This is a genomic window from Massilia aurea (assembly GCF_014200505.1).
Lineage (GTDB): Bacteria > Pseudomonadota > Gammaproteobacteria > Burkholderiales > Burkholderiaceae_D > Telluria > Telluria aurea_B.
Genome location: NZ_JACHBX010000004.1, coordinates 31,489 through 48,177, shown reverse-complemented (window position 1 = coordinate 48,177; position 16,689 = coordinate 31,489). Strand labels below are relative to the sequence as shown.

Below are 16,689 nucleotides of genomic sequence, written 5' to 3'. Positions count from 1 at the left end.
GCTTCTCCAAAGTTGTGTGCCTGGTGCGCCGCAGCTCGTGGCATGGCGCTGCCCTGCTTTATATGGACAGGGATTACCCGCCCGAATCCTGCTGTTACAAGTCGTACAGCCCCGGCAAGCCGAGGATGCGTGTGAGTTCTTCCAGCGCAGCGGTGCATTCGAGCGCCAGCTGCGGGTCCATCAGATCCTGCGTCTCGATGCGGTCGCGATAATGGCGTTCGACCCAGGCGACCAGTTGCGCATACAGGGTCTCGGTCATGATCACGCCCTGGTGCATCGCGGCCGCTTCGGCATCGGTCAGCGCCACGCGCAGGCGCAGGCACGCCGGCCCACCGCCGTTGCGCATGCTCTGGCGCAGATCGAATTCGATCAATTCGTCGATCGGTCCACGCCCCGCCAGCAAGCCTGCCAGATAATCGGCAACCGCGGCGTTCTCGCGGCATTCGTGTGGCACCACCAGCGCCATGCGGCCATCGGCCTTGGACAGCAGCTGGCTGTTGAACAGGTAGCTGGCGACAGCGTCGCCCACCGCCACCTGGCTCGTCGCCACGCGCACCGGATGCAGCTCGGTGCCGGCCACGGCCAGCGCGCGCCGCAGCGCGTCGAGCGTGCCCGCTTCATCGGCAAACGCCTGCTCGTGGTAGAACAGCACATTGCCATTGCCAACCGCGATAACGTCATTGTGGAAGACGCCCTGGTCGATCACGTCCGGGTTCTGCGACGCAAACACGGTGCGCGCCGGGTCCAGGCCATGCAGGCGCGCGATGGCTTGCGAGGCTTCCAGCGTCTGGCGCGCCGGGTATTTTTTGGGCGCCGGGGCCGACGGGTCGAACTCGACGCGGCCATACACGAAGAACTCGACGCCGGCGGCGCCGTGGCTCGCGGCAAAGCGCGTGTGGTTGGCCGCGCCTTCGTCGGCAAAGGCCGGCACCGATGGCAGCGGGTCGTGCACCATGAAATGCTCGCTGTTGCCGAAGATCGCGCGCAGCGTACGCGTGGCCTGCACGTGTTCTTCGGAGCGGTGCAGCTTGTTGTTCAGGTTCGCGGCGGTGAAGTGCACGCGGCCATCGAGCGAATCGGCCGACGGGCTGACGGTGGCTGCGTTGGCGGTCCACATCGGCGCGGCCGACCAGGCGCAGGCCAGGATCACGGGCGCTTCACGATAAGCGCGGGCCAGCACGTCGGCGTCGGTGCCCGAAAAACCCAGGCTGCGCAGCAGGCGGAAGTTCGGGCGGCCCTGCGGCGGCATCACCGCCTGCGCAAAACCGCGCGCAGCCAGTTCGCGCATCTTGGCCAGGCCCTGCAAGGCAGCCTGGCGCGGATTGGAGCTGCTGCGCACATTGCTGAACGAGGCCACGTTACCGAACGACAGGCCGGCGTAGTTGTGCGACGGGCCAACCAGCCCGTCGAAATTGAATTCGCGTGCGTCACGCATGGTCAAGCTCCTTCGGCCGGGAAGCTCAAGCCGGGCGAGAGCTTGGCCGGCATGTCCAGCACGGGGTTCTCGATCGAAGCGACCGGATAGGCGCAATAATCGGCGGCGTAATACGCGCTCGGGCGATGGTTGCCCGATTTGCCCACGCCGCCAAACGGCGCCGAGCTGGCCGCGCCGGTGGTCGGCCGGTTCCAGTTGACGATGCCGGCGCGGGCGCGCACGGCAAAGCGCTGCCACAGGTCTTCAGACGGCGACAGCAGGCTTGCGGCCAGGCCGTAGTCGGTGGCGTTGGCCACGCGCAGCGCGTCGTCGAAACTCGCCACGCGGATCACCTGCAGCAAGGGGCCGAACCATTCTTCGTCCGGGATGCCCTGCGCATCGGTCGTGTCGACAATGCCGGCGGTAACAAAACCGGTGTTCGGATCGAGCTGGCGCATCGACAGCAGCAGCTTGCCGCCCTTGGCGACCATGTCTTCCTGCGCCTGCACCAGGCGCGCGGCGACGGCGCTGGAGACGACGGGGCCCATGAACGGCTGCGGTTCGGCGTTCGACGGGCCGACCTGTAACTGCGCGGCCACGGCCACCAGGCGCGCGAGGAACGCGTCGCCGGCAACGCCGTTTTCGATCACGAGGCGGCGCGCGCAGGTGCAGCGCTGGCCGGCCGAGATGAAGGCCGACATCACCGTGTGATGCACGGCCGCGTCGATGTCTTGCACGTCCCAGACGACGAGCGGATTGTTGCCGCCCATTTCCAGCGCCAGCATCTTGCCCGGCTGGCCACCGAACTGTTTATGGAGCGCGGCGCCGGTCTGGCTGCTGCCGGTAAACAGCACGCCGTCGATCAGCGCTTGCTGGCCCAGTGCGATGCCGGTTTCGCGGCCGCCGTTGACCAGGTTCAGCACGCCCTTGGGCAGACCGGCCTGCTCCCACAGCTGCACCGTCTTGACCGCCGTACGCGGCGCGTATTCGCTGGGCTTGAACAACAGCGTGTTCCCCGCGATCAGCGCCGGCACGATGTGCCCGTTCGGCAGGTGGCCCGGGAAGTTGTACGGCCCGTAGACAGCGAACACGCCGTGCGGGCGGTGGCGCAGCACGGCGTTGCCGTCGGCGACCTTGGTTGCGCTTTCGCCGGTGCGGGCTGCATGCGCCTGGACCGAGATGTCGATCTTGTTGGCCATCGTCGCCACTTCGGTGCGCGCTTCCCACAAGGGCTTGCCCACTTCTTCGGCGATCGTCGCGGCGAGCGACTCGGCGTTATCCTTCAGCAGATCGCGAAAACGCGTGGCGATGGCGATGCGTTCGGCCAGCGGCGTCAAGGCCCAGGCTTCGAAGCTGTCGTGCGCGGCTTGCGCAGCGCGTGCGATGTCATCCGGGCTCGAAGCATTGCTGGTCCAGGTCTGGCGGCCAGTCGACGGATCGATCGTCGCGAGTTCAGCGCCGCTGCCGGCGAGCCATTCGCCGTTGATGTAATTCGAGAGATTAGCCATGGGTGTTTTTCCTGGTATTGAGTGTCAGGGTACGCACATTGTCGCCGGCGGCGATGCGCAGCAGCGCCAGCTCGTCGGGACTCAGGACCACGCTTCCTGCGCCAGGCACGGCGCGCGTGAGGATCATCCGGAAGTCGTCCAGGCGCGTGTTCGACACCAGCATGTGTTCGGTGTCGTGGGCGATGTCCTTGGGCGCACCCTCGACCACCTCGCCGGCGTCGATCGCCGGCAAGCCTTGCGCCGCCACGGCCAGCACGCTATCGCGCACGGCGCGCAGTTCCGACACGCGGCCCTGCAGCACGGGGCCGGCGTCGAAAATGTCGACATAGCCTTCGTAGTACATGCCCTCTTGCTCCAGCAGGCGGCGCGCCGGCTGGGTCGAGGTGTGCACCTTGCCGATGACGTCGATGGCCGATTGCGGCAGGTAGTCGACATACAGCGGCTGGCGCGGCATCAGTTCGGCGATGAAGGATTTCTTGCCGATCGCGGTCAGGCCGTCGACATGGTTGAAATCCATCTTGAAGAAGTGCCGGCCCAGGCCTTCGTAGAACGGCGAATCGCCGCCCTCGTCCTGGTAGCCGCGCATCTCGGCGATGATCTTTTCGGTAAACAGCTGCTGGAACTGGGCGATGAACAGGAAGCGGCTCTTGGAGAGCCACTTGCCGTTGAAGCCCACGCGGTATTCAGGCAGCAGAAACAGCGAGCACAGTTCGGTCGAGCCAGTGAGATCGTTCGACAGGTACAGCGTCTCCATGCGCGTGAAGACATTCAGTTCGCGGCTGCAGTGCACCAGCGTACCGATGCGGTAGTTGTAGAACGGTTCGGTCAGGCCCACCGCGCCCTTGATCGCGCAGACGCCGGCAATGCTGCCGTCCTGCGGCTCTTCGAGCACGAACATGTAGTCGCGCTGTTCGGGGCGGATGGTTTCGGCAAACGAGGCCTCGGACGTGGCCAGGCGCTGGCCCAGCATCTCGGGATCGGGCTTCAGCGTCGTCATGCCGCTGCCGGCCTGGTGCGCCATATTGATCAGGGCGTCCAGGTCGGACGTTTTGGCGGCGCGGATCACGAGCATGATGCTTCTCCTTCGATGCGCAGGCAGACGACCTCGTCGCCCGCTGCGACGCCAAGCGCCTGCTGGACGTCGCGCGGTAGCGCGATCGTTGAGCCTTGTTCGAGCGGCGAAGAGTGCAGCGTCACGGCCCGGAAGCCATTGTCGACGCTGGCAACGGCGTAGGCCACCGGCGCGCCGTGGTTCGGCGACTCTTGCCCGGCAGCGGCCACGCGCAGGCGCTGCGACGCGCCGAACGAGCGCAGCGCGTTCTTGTGCGCCTGCAGGATCGGGCCGCCGTCGAAGATGTCGATGTACTCGTCGGCTTCAAAGCCTTCCTGCGCCAGCAGATCAAACGCCATCTGGCCACCCGGATGGATCTGGCCCAGCGCCGCCTGGGCGTCGCCCGGCAGCAGCGGCACGTAGACGGGATAGTGCGGCATCAGTTCGACGATCAGCGTGCGGTTGCGGGCGCCTTCGATCAGGCGCTCGGCTTCGAGAAAGTCCATCTTGAAGAACTTGCGGCCCAGCGCATTCCAGAACGGTGACTGGCCATCGGCATCGACGCGCCCGGCCAGCGGCACGAAGAAGCGGTCGCCAAAGCGGTGCGGCGCGAGCATCGCGTACAGCAGGCGCGCGCGCGACAGCAGCGCCGCCTCGACGCCCGCGCTCTCGCGGTTGCGGACAAAAAAGCCCGACAGGTGCGAGTAGGCAGTCAGCTCGGAGCACAGCGTCAGTGCGTGCACGTTGTGGCTGATGTTCAGGTCACGCGAGACCTGCTGGATGACATCGTTGCGAAACGCGAAATAGGTGCCGTTCGAGCCGGCCGACGCGTGGATGGCGGCGGTGCCGACGACCTCGCGCGAGCGCAGGTCTTCGAGCACGAACAGATACGATTCTTCGCTTGGAATATCGACTTGCGCGGCGAACGAGGCGAGCGAGCGCTCGACGGCGGCATTGATGCCTTCGCGCGTGCGCGGGAGCGTATGCACCCCCGGCATCGAAATAGCAGCCATCGCTTCGAGCGCGCCGATATCCGCGCGATCTACCGGACGGACAACATACATGTGGTCTCCCTGTGGGTCAGTGCGTGCGGCCGGCCGCCTGATTCAAGGCGACCGGCGGGTCCGATGCATCAGGCGGCGTCGGGTGCAGGCACGGGTGCCTCTTTGCGTGGCGCCGCAGGCTCGTCAATGGCGTCGGCCAGGAACTCGGCCACGGCGGCGCGCATGATGCGGTTCGCTTCGGCGATCTGCGCGTCCGAGACGATCAGCGCCGGCGCCAGGCGCACGACGTCCGGACCGGCGATCAGCAGCATCAGGCCCATCTTCTCGGCGATCTTGGTGAAGTCCTTCGAACGGCCTTTCGACGTTTCCGCCATCGGCAGGCCCAGGAGCAGGCCCATGCCGCGTGGCTGGCCGAACACCTGCGGGAAGTCCGCCGCCAGTTGCAGCAGGTTCGTCATGATTGCCACGTTGGCTTCTTTCACGCGCGCCAGGAAGGCCGGCTGGTTGATGATCTCCAGGACCTTCAGTGCGACCGTGGTGGCCAGTGGATTGCCGCCGTAGGTCGTGCCGTGGCTGCCCACGCCCAGGTGCTTGGCGATCTCGGTGGTGGTGAGCATCGCGCCGATCGGGTAGCCGTTGCCCAGCGCCTTGGCCGACGTCAGGACGTCCGGCTTGACGTTCATCTGCTCGTAGGCGAACAGCGTGCCGGTGCGGCCCATGCCCGACTGGACTTCGTCGAAGATCAGCAGCGCGCCGGTCTGGTCGCACAGCTCGCGCAGCGCTTTCAGGTAGTCCGGGTTGCCCGGAATGACGCCGCCCTCGCCCTGGATCGGCTCGACGATCACGGCCGCGACATCATCGGTAATCGCGGCGCGCGCGGCCTCGATGTCGTTGTACGGGATGTGGCTCAGTTCCGGTGGCAGCGGCTCGAAGCCTTCGGTGTACTTCGACTGGCCGCCGACCGACACGGTAAACAGCGTGCGGCCGTGAAACGAGGCCAGGCACGACACGATGCGCGACTTGTGCGGACCGAACTTGGTGTGCGCGTATTTACGGGCGAGCTTCAGGGCCGCTTCGTTGGCTTCGGCGCCCGAGTTGCAGAAGAATGCGCGCTCGGCGAACGTCGCTTCGGTCAGCGCACTGGCCAGACGCAGCACCGGCTCGTTGGTGTAGCCGTTGCCGAGGTGCCAGAGGGTGTTGAGCTGCTTGGTCAGCGCTTCGTTCACTTCAGGGTGGGCGTGGCCCAGCGAGGTGACGGCGATGCCCGAGGTGAAGTCCAGATACTGCTTGCCTTCCTGGTCCCACAGGTCCAGGCCCGATGCGCGCACCGGCACCATGGCGGCCGGGGCATAGGTCGGGACCAGGACGTCGTCGAAGGTCTGGCGGGTGACAGACCGCGTGGCGATACCCGAATCAAGCTGAGCGTTCATGGCTTTTTCCTCATCCAATCAATGTAAATGGCGCGGGATGCTTCTCCCGCATGATCAATTCATTATAGAAACGCTGGCCGACAACTTCTTTTAGAAGTGCGACAGGCATTTTCATTTTTGGACGAGGTAGTTATTGGCATGGAGATAACGGCGCTACTGGCTGGCTTCCATCGCACGTCGTTCCAGCGAAGGCTGGAACCCAAGCTCGTCGCGTGCCTGTAGCGTTAAACTTTGCCGATATGCACGCACACTTGGGTTCCAGCCTCTGCTGGAACGACGTGCGAGGGGACGTAGCCAAGAGGTAAGTAATCACTGCGCCAGCTTCCTCTGCCGCTCTTCGCGTGGCGTATTGCCGAACAGAGCCCCAAAGGCCGTCGAAAAGTGCGAACCCGACGAAAACCCGCACATCAGCCCCACCTGCACGATCGAGTGATTGGTGTCGAGCAGGAGCTGGCGCGAGCGGCGCAGGCGCAGTTCGAGGTAGTAGCGCGATGGCAGGCTGCCCAGGTATTGCTTGAACAGACGCTCGAGCTGGCGCCGCGAAATGCCGGCCAGTTGGGCAATTTCGTCGGTGGACAGCGGCTCTTCGATATTGGCTTCCATCAGCGCCACCGCCTCGGACAGTTTGGGTTGCAGCGCGCCGAAGCGGGCCTGCAGCGCCACGCGCTGGCGCTCGTCCGGGCCGCGCACGCGGTCGATGCACAGCGTTTCTTTTACTTGCGCCTGGACGGTCGCGCCAAACAACAGGTCGACCAGCGTCAGCGCGAAGTCGATACTGGCCGCGCCGCCGCAGCACGTGAGGCGGTTGGCATCGAATTCGTACAGGTTGGGGGTGAGCAGGGCCTGCTCGGCCTGGGCATTGACGTCCGGGTACAGCGCCCACGGCAGCGCCGTGCGCACGCCATGCAGGACGCCCGCGTCGGCCAGCCACAGCACGCCGGCGCCGACGCCGCCCCAGAACGGCGCGGCGCGGCAGCGCTCGACCAGCGCGCGCAGATTGGCCGGGCGCAGCGCGGCTTCGGCTTCGTCGGCCACCAGCAGCACCAGGTGCCAGTGACGCTGCGCGTCGCCCATGAACTTGTCGGGACTGCGCACGTCGACGTGCAGGCGCTCGGGCCCCAGTACCTTGGCGGCCAGCCGCAGCGGCTGGTACAGCCCGGACCAGGTCAGCGCGTCCGGCTCGCCAGCGTTGACCAGGAGCACGCGCAGCAGCCGCTCCTGGGTCAGCAGGGACAGGTCAGGCTGCATCGCGGCGGATGGTCAGGGTCACGAAAAGGAAATGGCCACAGGCCTGTGCAAACGACATGGGCGTACATCATACCGGAGAACATTCACGCAACGGGCCTGTGACTGCCTGCCCGGTAATATTGCGTATCGGTGGACGCGTGGTGCTACCGGCAATGCAGCGGGCGGCTATAATCCCGGCCCATGGGGGAACGATATCTAAAAAGCGTCCGACTGCTGGCCGAGTGCATGCAGAGCTTCGAGCGCGTCTCGGGCGACGCCGTGCGCCAGAATGGCTTGACGCATGCGCAGTTCGATATCATCGCCACGCTCGGCAACACGAGCGGCATGAGCTACAAGGAGCTGGGCGAGCGCACCCTGATCACCAAGGGCACGCTCACCGGCGTCATCGAACGCCTGGAGCACAAGGGCCTAGTACTGCGCGAGCGCAGCTGCGACGACAAGCGCTCGTTCTTCGTGCGCCTCACGCCGGCCGGAGAACAGGTATTCTGCGATGTATTCCCGCTCGTGATCGCACGCGGCAAGGAATTATTCCACGCTTACAGCGACACCGACTTCGCCACGCTCGAAACCGCCCTGACGCTGCTGCGCACCCGGATCACCAGCCACGGCAACGGTCCCCTGCCATCACCACCCCACCTGAAGGAAACGCCTTGAAAACCGCCCTCATCGACGACAAGAAGCCCGCCCATTTCGACAAGCACATCATCGGCAACATCCTGCTCGACGTCGCTCCCCTGGATGAAGTCCAGCAAGAACCGATGCTGATCGGCGTGCGCAACGAAGCCGGCGAAATCTACCGCCTGATCGGCGCTACCAAGCTCAACAGCTACATGAATGCCGTCGAAGAACTGTTCGACCTCGGCCTGGCCGACGAGCTGGAAAATACCGAAGAGCCAAAAGAAGGCTGCGACGCCATCTTCAGCGAAGCGTAATCCGGTCGCAGGGACACCACAGGCCACCGCCCGTGGTTCTCTAGAGCAATATATTTGGTCGCGTTCTGATGGGTTGGGGGTATAATTTTTTGATGGACCAACTCTCCTCCCTCGACAGCATCGCTGCTGAAGCCAGCCGGGGCGAACTCACGTTCCCCACCAGCGTTCACGCATCGCTCAAGTTGCAGCGGGCGTTGAGCGAACCCGATTGCCATATCGACGCCGCCGCCCGCCTCGTGCAGGCCGAGCCGCTGCTGGCCGCGCGCACTGTAGCGATCGCCAACTCCGTCGCCTATAACCGCTCCGGCAACGACGTCACAAGCGTGTCCGCCGCCGTGCAGCGGGTGGGCTTTCGCACGCTGGGCGCGCTGGCCGCATCCGTCATCGTGCGCCAGCTGGCCAGCGAAATCCGCGACCCTGGCCTGCGCAAGAAGGCCGACCAGCTCTGGACGCACTCGGCCCACGTGGCCGCACTGGCGCAAGTCATCGCGCGCCGCGTCTCGTTCGTCGACCATGAAACTGCGCTGTTCGCCGGCATCGTGCACGAAGTCGGCGGCTTTTATCTGCTGTCGCGTGCGGAAGCGATGCCGGGGCTGCTGGACGATAATCTGGAGGCCTGGCTCGACCACGGCGAAGCCGCCATCGGTCGTGGCGTGCTGCACCAGCTGGCCGTGCCGGCGCCCGTGATGAGCGCCATCGAAGCGCTGTGGGACGGCATGCGCGCGCTGCCGCCCGAAACCCTCGGCGACACACTGCTGCTGGCCAATGATCTGGCGCCGTTCCCGTCGCCGCTGTTCGCACCCGTGGGCGCCACGACCTATGCGGGCGCGGCCACCATCGACTTCGTGTTCGGCCACGGCACGCTCAAGGGCGTACTGGCAGAGTCGGGCGAAGAGGTCAAGAGCCTGACCTCGGCGCTGCTGTAGGCAAAAAAATGCCCGCTCGGTGAGGAGCGGGCCAAAGTCCAAAACTAGGGATGTCCTGAAAGAGACAGCCCGATCTTATGTCTGGCGGGGTGCGCACTCGGTGCGCTGACTCACACTGGACGCATTTCAAGCGCCTTATTCAATCCTTCTTTTTCCGCACGACATTGCCACGGCACGCGTGCCGGGCCCATCGCCGCTTTCTGCTAAGGTCATTCTCATATCCGGCGCACGCAACAGTGCGCCCCGACCTTCTGGAGAATCCCATGAAAATCAGCTTGCAAGACCAGGTGGTGCTCGTTACCGGTGGCGATTCCGGCATTGGCCGCGGCATCAGCCTCGCGTTCGCCGAGGCCGGCGCCCAGGTCGTCGTCAACTACAACAGCAGCCGCGACAAGGCCGAAGAGGTCGTCGCCCAGATCACGGGCGCCGGGGGCCGCGCCGTCGCGGTCCAGGCCAATGTCGGGCACGAAGACGACGTCACGCGCCTGTTCGACGAAACCGTCAAGGCGTTCGGCGGCATCGATATCCTGGTATCCAACTCGGGTATCCAGAAAGACGCGCCAATTGCCGAGATGACGCTCAAGGACTGGCAAGCCGTCATCGACGTCAACCTCACCGGCCAGTTCCTGTGCACGCGCGCGGCCATCCGGCGCTTTCGCGAGCAGGGCAACCGTGGCCGCATGCGCGCCAACGGCGCCATCCTGTGCATGAGTTCCGTGCACGAGATCATTCCCTGGGCCGGCCACGTCAACTACGCCGCCTCGAAAGGCGGCATCGGCATGCTGATGCGTTCTCTGGCGCAGGAAGTGGCGCCAGACCGCATCCGCGTCAACGCCATCGCCCCGGGCGCGATCCGCACGCCGATCAATGCCGAGGCAACCGAAGGCGCGGCGGCCGACAAGCTGCTCAAGCTGATCCCGTACGGCCGCATCGGCGACGTGGAAGACGTCGCGGCGCTGGCACTGTTCATGGCATCCGACCTGGCTGACTACATGACCGGCACCACGGTGTATGTCGACGGCGGCATGACGCTGTACCCGGGCTTTGAAGACAATGGTTGAACGTTCAGATCATTCGGCCGGCACCCCGGCGCCAAGACCGATTGCCGATCACGGCGCCATCGGCAACCTGGCCACGATGGCGCTCGTCGCCACCGACGGCACGATCGACTTCTTGTGCTGGCCCGACTTCGACAGCCCCAGCATCTTCGCCGCCCTGCTCGACCCGGACAAGGGCGGCCACTTTACGCTGGCCCCGCAGATGGCGGATGCGCGCGTCGTGCAGACCTACCTGCCCGACACCAATGTTTTGCTCACGCAGTGGCTGAGTGACGAGGCCAGTGTCCAGATCACCGACCTGATGGCCGGCCCCGAGGAAATCGGTCACGGCGCGGCATGCGTGCTGCGGCGCGTGGAAGTCACGAAGGGCGAAGTACGGATGCGGCTCGATTGCCAGCCACGCTTCGACTACGCGCGCCTGCAGCCCGAGGTCAGCATCACGCAGGACCAGGTGGTGTTTTCCGCCGCCGGCGCGCCGTCGCTGCGCCTGTGCGCGCCGGTCGACTTCACCGCTGTCGACGGCGGCGCCGGCGCCACCTTCGTGCTGAAGGCCGGCGAGTCGATCGACATCGTCATGGACGAAGAAGGCGACCCGCCCCTCGACCAGGCGGCGCGCGATACGCTGGTGGTTGACGTGGTCGCGCACTGGCGCAACTGGGCCAGGCGCTCGACCTACAAGGGCCGCTGGCGCGAAGACGTCACCCGTTCGGCACTCGTGCTCAAGCTGATGACATCGCGCCGGCATGGCTCGATGGTCGCTGCCGCCACCTTCGGCCTGCCCGAGGTGCTGGGCGGCTCGCGCAACTGGGATTACCGCTCGACCTGGATCCGCGATGCCTCGTTCACCGTGTATGCGCTGATGCGCCTTGGTTACACCGAGGAAGCCAAGGCATTCACGCGCTGGTCGGCCGAGCGCCCCGGCCATGGGCCCGATGACGGCCAGTTGCGCATCATGTACGCGCTCGACGGCGGCGAAGTGCAGGCCGAAGTCGATCTGGATCACCTGGCCGGTTATGCCGGCTCGCAGCCGGTCCGGATCGGCAACGATGCGGCGACCCAGCTGCAGCTCGATATCTTCGGCGCCCTGCTCGATGCGGTTTATCTGAGCAATAAATACGGCGAGGCGATCTCGCATGCCGGCTGGCTGGGCGTGTGCCACGTGGTAGGCTTCGTGTGCGACAACTGGCGCCGGCCCGACGCCGGCATCTGGGAAGGCCGCGAAGCGCCGCGCGAGCACCTGCACTCGCAACTCATGTGCTGGGTGGCGGTCGACCGGGCAATCCGCCTGGCCAGCAAGCGCTCGCTCACCGCCCCGTTCGACCAGTGGATTGCGGCGCGCAACGACATCTCCAACTACATCTGGGCCACGTTCTGGAACAAGGAACTGGGCCACTTCGTGCGCAGCAAGGGCTCCACCGACCTCGATGGCGCGATGCTGATGATGCCGCTGGTGCGCTTCATCGGTTCGACCGATCCGCAGTGGCTGGCCACGCTCGACGCCATCGGCGACCAGCTGGGCGACGACGCGCTGGTGCTGCGCTACGACCGTGACGATGGCCTCGAAGGCGAGGAAGGTGCGTTCGCGGCCTGCTCGTTCTGGTACGTGGAATGCCTGGCGCGCGCCGGCCGTCTGGAACAGGCGCACAACAATATGGAAAAGCTGCTCGCCTACGGTAACCACGTCGGGCTGTACGCGGAGGAGTTCACCGGCAAGGCCGAGCTGCTGGGTAACTTCCCGCAGGCGTTCACGCACCTAGCGCTGATCAGCGCCGCGACGTATCTCGACAGTGCGCTCGATGGCAGGAACAACCATCCGTGGCAGTTGTGATGGCCTAGGCCATCTCGATCACGATCTTTCCGAACGGGCCTGCCGCCAGGTGTGCCAGCGCCTCCGGTAGCGCCGCCAGCGGGTAGCGCCGGTCGATCACGGGCGCGATGCCGGTGCAATCGACCGCGCGCACCAGCACTTCGAGCGCGCGCCGGTGGCCGACGCTGCTCCCCTGCAGCGTGACCTGCTTGCGCAGCATCAGGCCGGACGAGCCCGAGAACGTGAAGCCGTCGAACACGCCGATCAGCGAAATCCGCCCCTGCACCGCCACCGCATGCAGCGCGCGGTCCAGGTGCGCGCCACCGACCATCTCGAGCACATGATCGACGCCCCGCTCGCCGGTGATGCGGTACACCGCCTCGACCCAATCCTCGCGCGCATAATTGATCAGGTGCGCCGCGCCCAGTGCCTTGGCCCGGTCGAGCTTGGCGTCGCTGGACGACGTGACGATCGCCGTCGCGCCATGCGCCACCGCCAGTTGCAGCGCGAACAGCGAAACCCCGCCCGTTCCCTGGATCAGCACCGTCTGGCCGGCGTGCAGCCGCCCGTGTTCCACCAGCGCGCTCCAGGCGGTCAGGCCAGCCACCGGCAGCGTGCTGGCCTGTGCATCGTCCAGACTTTCGGGCGCCGTCACGAACCAGTCTTCCGGCAACGCCACGTACTCGGCCAGCACGCCGGGCGCCACGCCGCCGAGCGTATGGGCGGGTGGGTGGCGCGCAGTCCCAGCAGGCAAGCCATCAAACCAGCCTGCCTCGAAGGTCGAGATCACGCGCTGGCCCGACTGCAGGCGCCGGGCGTCCTCGCCCACCGCGACGACGACGCCGCACAGGTCCGAGCCCGGGGTCAGCGGAAACACGGGCGGAATGCCCATGCCAGAATCAATCGCCAGCAGGTCGCGGTAGTTCAGCGCTACTGCACCGACCCGGACCAGGACCTCGCCCGGACCAGGCCGGGGCACCAGCGCGCTCGCCAGTGTCAAATTGTCGCGGCCGGGCGCGGCCAGGCGCCAGTGGCGCATCGTGGTTGGAAGCATGAGATAACCTTTAGCGCAGATGAGATGGCTGCCATGGTAATTGCGGATATCCCGGATAATTAGTCCCAAAAACATCACATGATTTATGCCGAAAGTTCTTGAATGACTGCGATTGTCGATACCTCTGCCGGCCTGGCCGCATTTGTCCGCACGATCGAGGCCGGGTCGTTCAGCGATGCTGCGCGCCTGCTGGGCGCGAGTCCCTCGGCGGTATCGAAAAGCGTGGCGCGGCTGGAAGCGCGGCTCGGTGTGCGGCTGATCCAGCGCTCGACACGCACGCTGGCACTGACGGCCGAAGGCGCGCTGTATTTCGAGCGGGTGGCGCCGCTGATCCAGGCGCTGGCCGATGCCGAACAGGCGCTGCGCACGCCGGCCGATGTGAGCGGCCTGCTGCGCGTGGCGGCGCCAAGTGACCTGGGCCGCACCGTGTTTTCCGGCTGGGCCGAACGGTTCGCGCTCGCGCACCCCCGGCTCAAGCTCGAACTAGGGATTGCCGACCGCCAGGTCGACCTGATCCGCGAAGGGTATGACGTGGCGATCCGCGTTGGCGCCCTGCTGGACAACCGCCTGACGGCGCGCCGGTTGACGACGCTGCAGCCGGTGCTCGTCGCCGCGCCGGCTTACCTGGCGCGGTGCGGGCAACCAGCAGAACGGGCCGATCTGGCCGATCACGCCTGCCTGCGCTACCTGACGCCGGCCGGCCCCTTCCCCTGGACCTGGGCCGACGGCAGCAGCCTGGTGCCGGACGGTCCATTCGACACCAACGATGGCGTGGTGCTGCGCCAGGCTGCGCTGGCAGGCGCCGGTATCGCCCAGCTGGCCAGGATTGCGGTGGCCGACGATCTGGCCGCCGGCCGCCTCGACATTGTGCTGCCGCACTTGCCGATGCCAGGGCTGGAGGTACACGCGCTGCATGCCTACGGACGCCAGGCGCCGCAGCGGGTGCGCTTGTTCATTGCCTTTTTGCAGCAGCAATTTGCAGCCGACCACGCTTAGCGACAGGGCAAAAAAAAGGCGCAGTCAACGTTAAATAGAGACTAGTTTTGAACTGAAGAGCACTTCAATGGTCTGACCCTTGTCCCAGCGTCAGGAGTCCATCATGAAAGCGCCACGTTTCAAGGGCTGGTTCGCAAAACTGCCTTCACTGAATCAGCCGCAGCGCCGGCAAGTGCTCGATGCCCTGCATCCTGCAGCCGGACTCGATCAGGTGGTTGCGCTCATCACTGAGGTCAGAGCGGCCGGCCGCTGCTGCCCCAGATGCGGCAACGAGTGTTGCTACCGGCACGGTTTCGCCAACGACTTGCAGCGCTACCGCTGCTGTGCCTGCGGCCGCACCTTTAACGACCTGACCGGTACGCCACTGGCGCGACTCAGGCTCAAAGGCAAATGGCTCGCGTATTCGCAAGTGCTGCTCGATTCACTCCCCGTCCGCAAGGCAGCAGATCGGGTCGGTGTACACCGCAATACGGCCTTTCGTTGGCGCCACCGCTTCCTGCAGTGGGTCAAACTCGACCGACCCGCCGCGCTTAACGGCATCGTCGAAGCTGACGAAACATTTCTGCTCGAATCACAAAAAGGTTCGCGCACGCTTGATCGGCCACCGCGCCGTCACGGCGGCCGCGCTGCCAAACGGGGCATTTCCAGTGAACTGGACTGCATTCTGGTCGCGCGCGACCGCGAGGGACGCACGATCGATGCCGTCACTGGCCGGGGTGCGCTCACGGCTGCGCAACTCGAACGCGACTTGCTGCCCAACCTCCATCGGCAGGCGTTGCTGGTCAGTGACAGCCACGCTGCCTACCGCGCCTTTGCACGCAAGCACAGGATCGCGCACCATAAGGTCAACTTGCGCGCCGGGATGCGTGCGAGGCGGCTAGGCAACCTGGCCATTCATGTGCAGAACGTGAATGCCTATCACCAGCGTTTCAAGTCCTGGTTACAGGGCTTTCGTGGGGTGGCGTCGCGCTACCTGCCCAATTACTTGGGCTGGCTCTGGGCGCTGGATGGTGAGCGGGTTACGTCGCCAGAACAATTGCTTAGCATCGCTATCAGGGTCATCAACAGATAACGCTGACTGAGCCAAAAAAAAACCCGCGCCGTTGCCGGGGCGGGTGAAGTCCAAAACTAGGGATGTCCTGAAAGAGACAGTTCCACTATAAATACGGGCATATTGCGGCTCCGTGCGTTGACACACACAAAACCGCAAAAGTGCAATCGATCAGACGACGGCGCCGTCGGTGTCGTCTTTCTCTTTGACCGGCTTGATCAGGTCTTCACGCTTGACGCCCAGCCACATTGCCACAGCCGCGGCCACGAACACCGACGAGTAGATACCGAAGCAGATACCGATGGCCAGGGCGATCGCGAAGTAGTGCAGCGCGTAGCCGCCGAAGAACAGCATCGACATGACCATCATCAGTGTCGAGCCGTGCGTGATGATCGTGCGCGAGATCGTGCTGGTGATCGCGTGATCGATCACTTCCGGCACGCTCATGCGGCGCTGCTTGCGGAACATCTCGCGGATCCGGTCGAAGATGACGACCGACTCGTTGACCGAGTAGCCCAGCACCGCCAGCGTTGCCGCCAGCACCGTCAGCGAGAATTCCCACTGGAAGAACGCGAAGAAGCCCAGGATGATGACCACATCGTGCAGGTTGGCGACCACGGCGGCGACAGCGAATTTCCATTCGAAGCGGATCGCCAGGTAGACCACGATGCCCAGGATGACCATCAGCAGCGCATTCAGGCCGTTCTGCGCCAGTTCGTCGCCCACCGACGGACCGACGAACTGCACTTGCTGCAGGCTGATCAGCTCTTGCCCGCCGGGGGCGACGCAGCTGGTGCGGTTGAGCACTTCACCCTTGTCGGTCGTCGTTTGCGTCTGCTTGGTCGTGCCCTGATCGTCGCGGCAAATCGCGTTGAACACGGCCGTCGAGCTGCTCGCCGCCGGCGCGCCTGCGACGATCGGCAGACGCAGCATGATGTCCTGCGCGGTGCCGAAGCTGGCCACCTCAGGGTGCGAATAGCCCATGCCGCGCAGCGTGTTGCGGATCTTTTCCTGGTCCGCCGCCTTTGGATACAGCAGCTCCATCACCGTGCCGCCCGTGAACTCCACCGAGAAGTTCAGGGGCTTGGTGATCAGGAAGAACACCGCCGCCACGAATGTGATCACCGAGATCGCATTGAGGACCAGCGCGTGGCGCATGAACGGGATGTCCCGTTTGATCTTGAAAAATTCCATTGTCGTATCCCGGTGC

General features: G+C 65.2%; 15 protein-coding genes. 7 read left to right on the top strand and 8 right to left on the bottom strand.

The features are described 5' to 3' along the window. Positions 1 to 94: 94 nt before the first annotated feature. The 6 genes from astB to HD842_RS17250 form a co-directional block, all read right to left on the bottom strand. Entirely contained in the window at positions 95 to 1,435 is a 1,341-nt protein-coding gene (astB, locus tag HD842_RS17275) for an N-succinylarginine dihydrolase (RefSeq protein ID WP_183555999.1), read from the bottom strand. A gap of 2 nt (positions 1,436 to 1,437) precedes the next feature. Beyond that, positions 1,438 to 2,922: a succinylglutamate-semialdehyde dehydrogenase gene (gene astD / locus HD842_RS17270; protein ID WP_183555998.1), complete on the bottom strand. Its 1,485-nt coding sequence runs from the start codon at positions 2,920 to 2,922 to the stop codon at positions 1,438 to 1,440. Beyond that, positions 2,915 to 3,994, bottom strand: a complete 1,080-nt coding sequence (gene astA / locus HD842_RS17265; RefSeq protein WP_183555997.1) for an arginine N-succinyltransferase — start codon at positions 3,992 to 3,994, stop codon at positions 2,915 to 2,917. The genes astD and astA overlap by 8 nt, the downstream gene beginning before the upstream one ends. Next, positions 3,985 to 5,037: an arginine N-succinyltransferase gene (locus tag HD842_RS17260; RefSeq protein WP_183555996.1), complete on the bottom strand. Its 1,053-nt coding sequence runs from the start codon at positions 5,035 to 5,037 to the stop codon at positions 3,985 to 3,987. Before HD842_RS17260 ends, astA begins: the two co-directional genes overlap by 10 nt. A gap of 68 nt (positions 5,038 to 5,105) precedes the next feature. Further along, positions 5,106 to 6,407, bottom strand: coding sequence for an acetylornithine/succinyldiaminopimelate transaminase (locus HD842_RS17255; protein ID WP_183555995.1), 1,302 nt, complete (start codon positions 6,405 to 6,407; stop codon positions 5,106 to 5,108). 309 nt (positions 6,408 to 6,716) lie between these two features. Continuing rightward, the gene (locus tag HD842_RS17250; RefSeq protein WP_183555994.1) at positions 6,717 to 7,655 is read right to left on the bottom strand and encodes a GlxA family transcriptional regulator; all 939 of its coding nucleotides are present in this window, start codon (positions 7,653 to 7,655) and stop codon (positions 6,717 to 6,719) included. 225 nt (positions 7,656 to 7,880) lie between these two features. Here HD842_RS17250 and HD842_RS17245 point away from each other — a divergent pair, with 225 nt between their 5' ends. From HD842_RS17245 to HD842_RS17225, 5 genes are all read left to right on the top strand, one after another. Beyond that, the gene (locus HD842_RS17245; protein ID WP_229424815.1) at positions 7,881 to 8,309 is read left to right on the top strand and encodes a MarR family winged helix-turn-helix transcriptional regulator; all 429 of its coding nucleotides are present in this window, start codon (positions 7,881 to 7,883) and stop codon (positions 8,307 to 8,309) included. Further along, positions 8,306 to 8,587, top strand: a complete 282-nt coding sequence (locus HD842_RS17240) for a hypothetical protein (RefSeq protein ID WP_183555992.1) — start codon at positions 8,306 to 8,308, stop codon at positions 8,585 to 8,587. Before HD842_RS17245 ends, HD842_RS17240 begins: the two co-directional genes overlap by 4 nt. A gap of 92 nt (positions 8,588 to 8,679) precedes the next feature. After that, a complete protein-coding gene (locus tag HD842_RS17235) occupies positions 8,680 to 9,513 on the top strand; it encodes an HDOD domain-containing protein (protein ID WP_183555991.1) in 834 nt (277 codons plus the stop codon). A gap of 263 nt (positions 9,514 to 9,776) precedes the next feature. Continuing rightward, positions 9,777 to 10,574 (top strand): 3-oxoacyl-ACP reductase FabG, encoded by a 798-nt coding sequence (gene fabG / locus HD842_RS17230; RefSeq protein WP_183555990.1) that lies wholly within the window; start codon positions 9,777 to 9,779, stop codon positions 10,572 to 10,574. Beyond that, positions 10,567 to 12,399 (top strand): glycoside hydrolase family 15 protein, encoded by a 1,833-nt coding sequence (locus HD842_RS17225; RefSeq protein WP_183555989.1) that lies wholly within the window; start codon positions 10,567 to 10,569, stop codon positions 12,397 to 12,399. Before fabG ends, HD842_RS17225 begins: the two co-directional genes overlap by 8 nt. Positions 12,400 to 12,403: 4 nt before the next feature. Here the strand turns inward: HD842_RS17225 and HD842_RS17220 are convergent, their stop codons facing one another. Further along, positions 12,404 to 13,432, bottom strand: coding sequence for a zinc-dependent alcohol dehydrogenase family protein (locus HD842_RS17220; RefSeq protein WP_221290704.1), 1,029 nt, complete (start codon positions 13,430 to 13,432; stop codon positions 12,404 to 12,406). Positions 13,433 to 13,534: 102 nt separating this feature from the next. Here HD842_RS17220 and HD842_RS17215 point away from each other — a divergent pair, with 102 nt between their 5' ends. Both HD842_RS17215 and HD842_RS17210 read left to right on the top strand, forming a co-directional pair. After that, positions 13,535 to 14,428: a LysR family transcriptional regulator gene (locus HD842_RS17215; RefSeq protein WP_183555988.1), complete on the top strand. Its 894-nt coding sequence runs from the start codon at positions 13,535 to 13,537 to the stop codon at positions 14,426 to 14,428. A 103-nt stretch (positions 14,429 to 14,531) separates the two neighbouring features. After that, positions 14,532 to 15,500 (top strand): IS1595 family transposase, encoded by a 969-nt coding sequence (locus HD842_RS17210; RefSeq protein ID WP_183555987.1) that lies wholly within the window; start codon positions 14,532 to 14,534, stop codon positions 15,498 to 15,500. 150 nt (positions 15,501 to 15,650) lie between these two features. Here HD842_RS17210 and secF read toward each other — a convergent pair whose 3' ends face one another. Then, positions 15,651 to 16,673, bottom strand: a complete 1,023-nt coding sequence (secF, locus tag HD842_RS17205; protein ID WP_183555986.1) for a protein translocase subunit SecF — start codon at positions 16,671 to 16,673, stop codon at positions 15,651 to 15,653. Positions 16,674 to 16,689 lie beyond the last annotated feature (16 nt).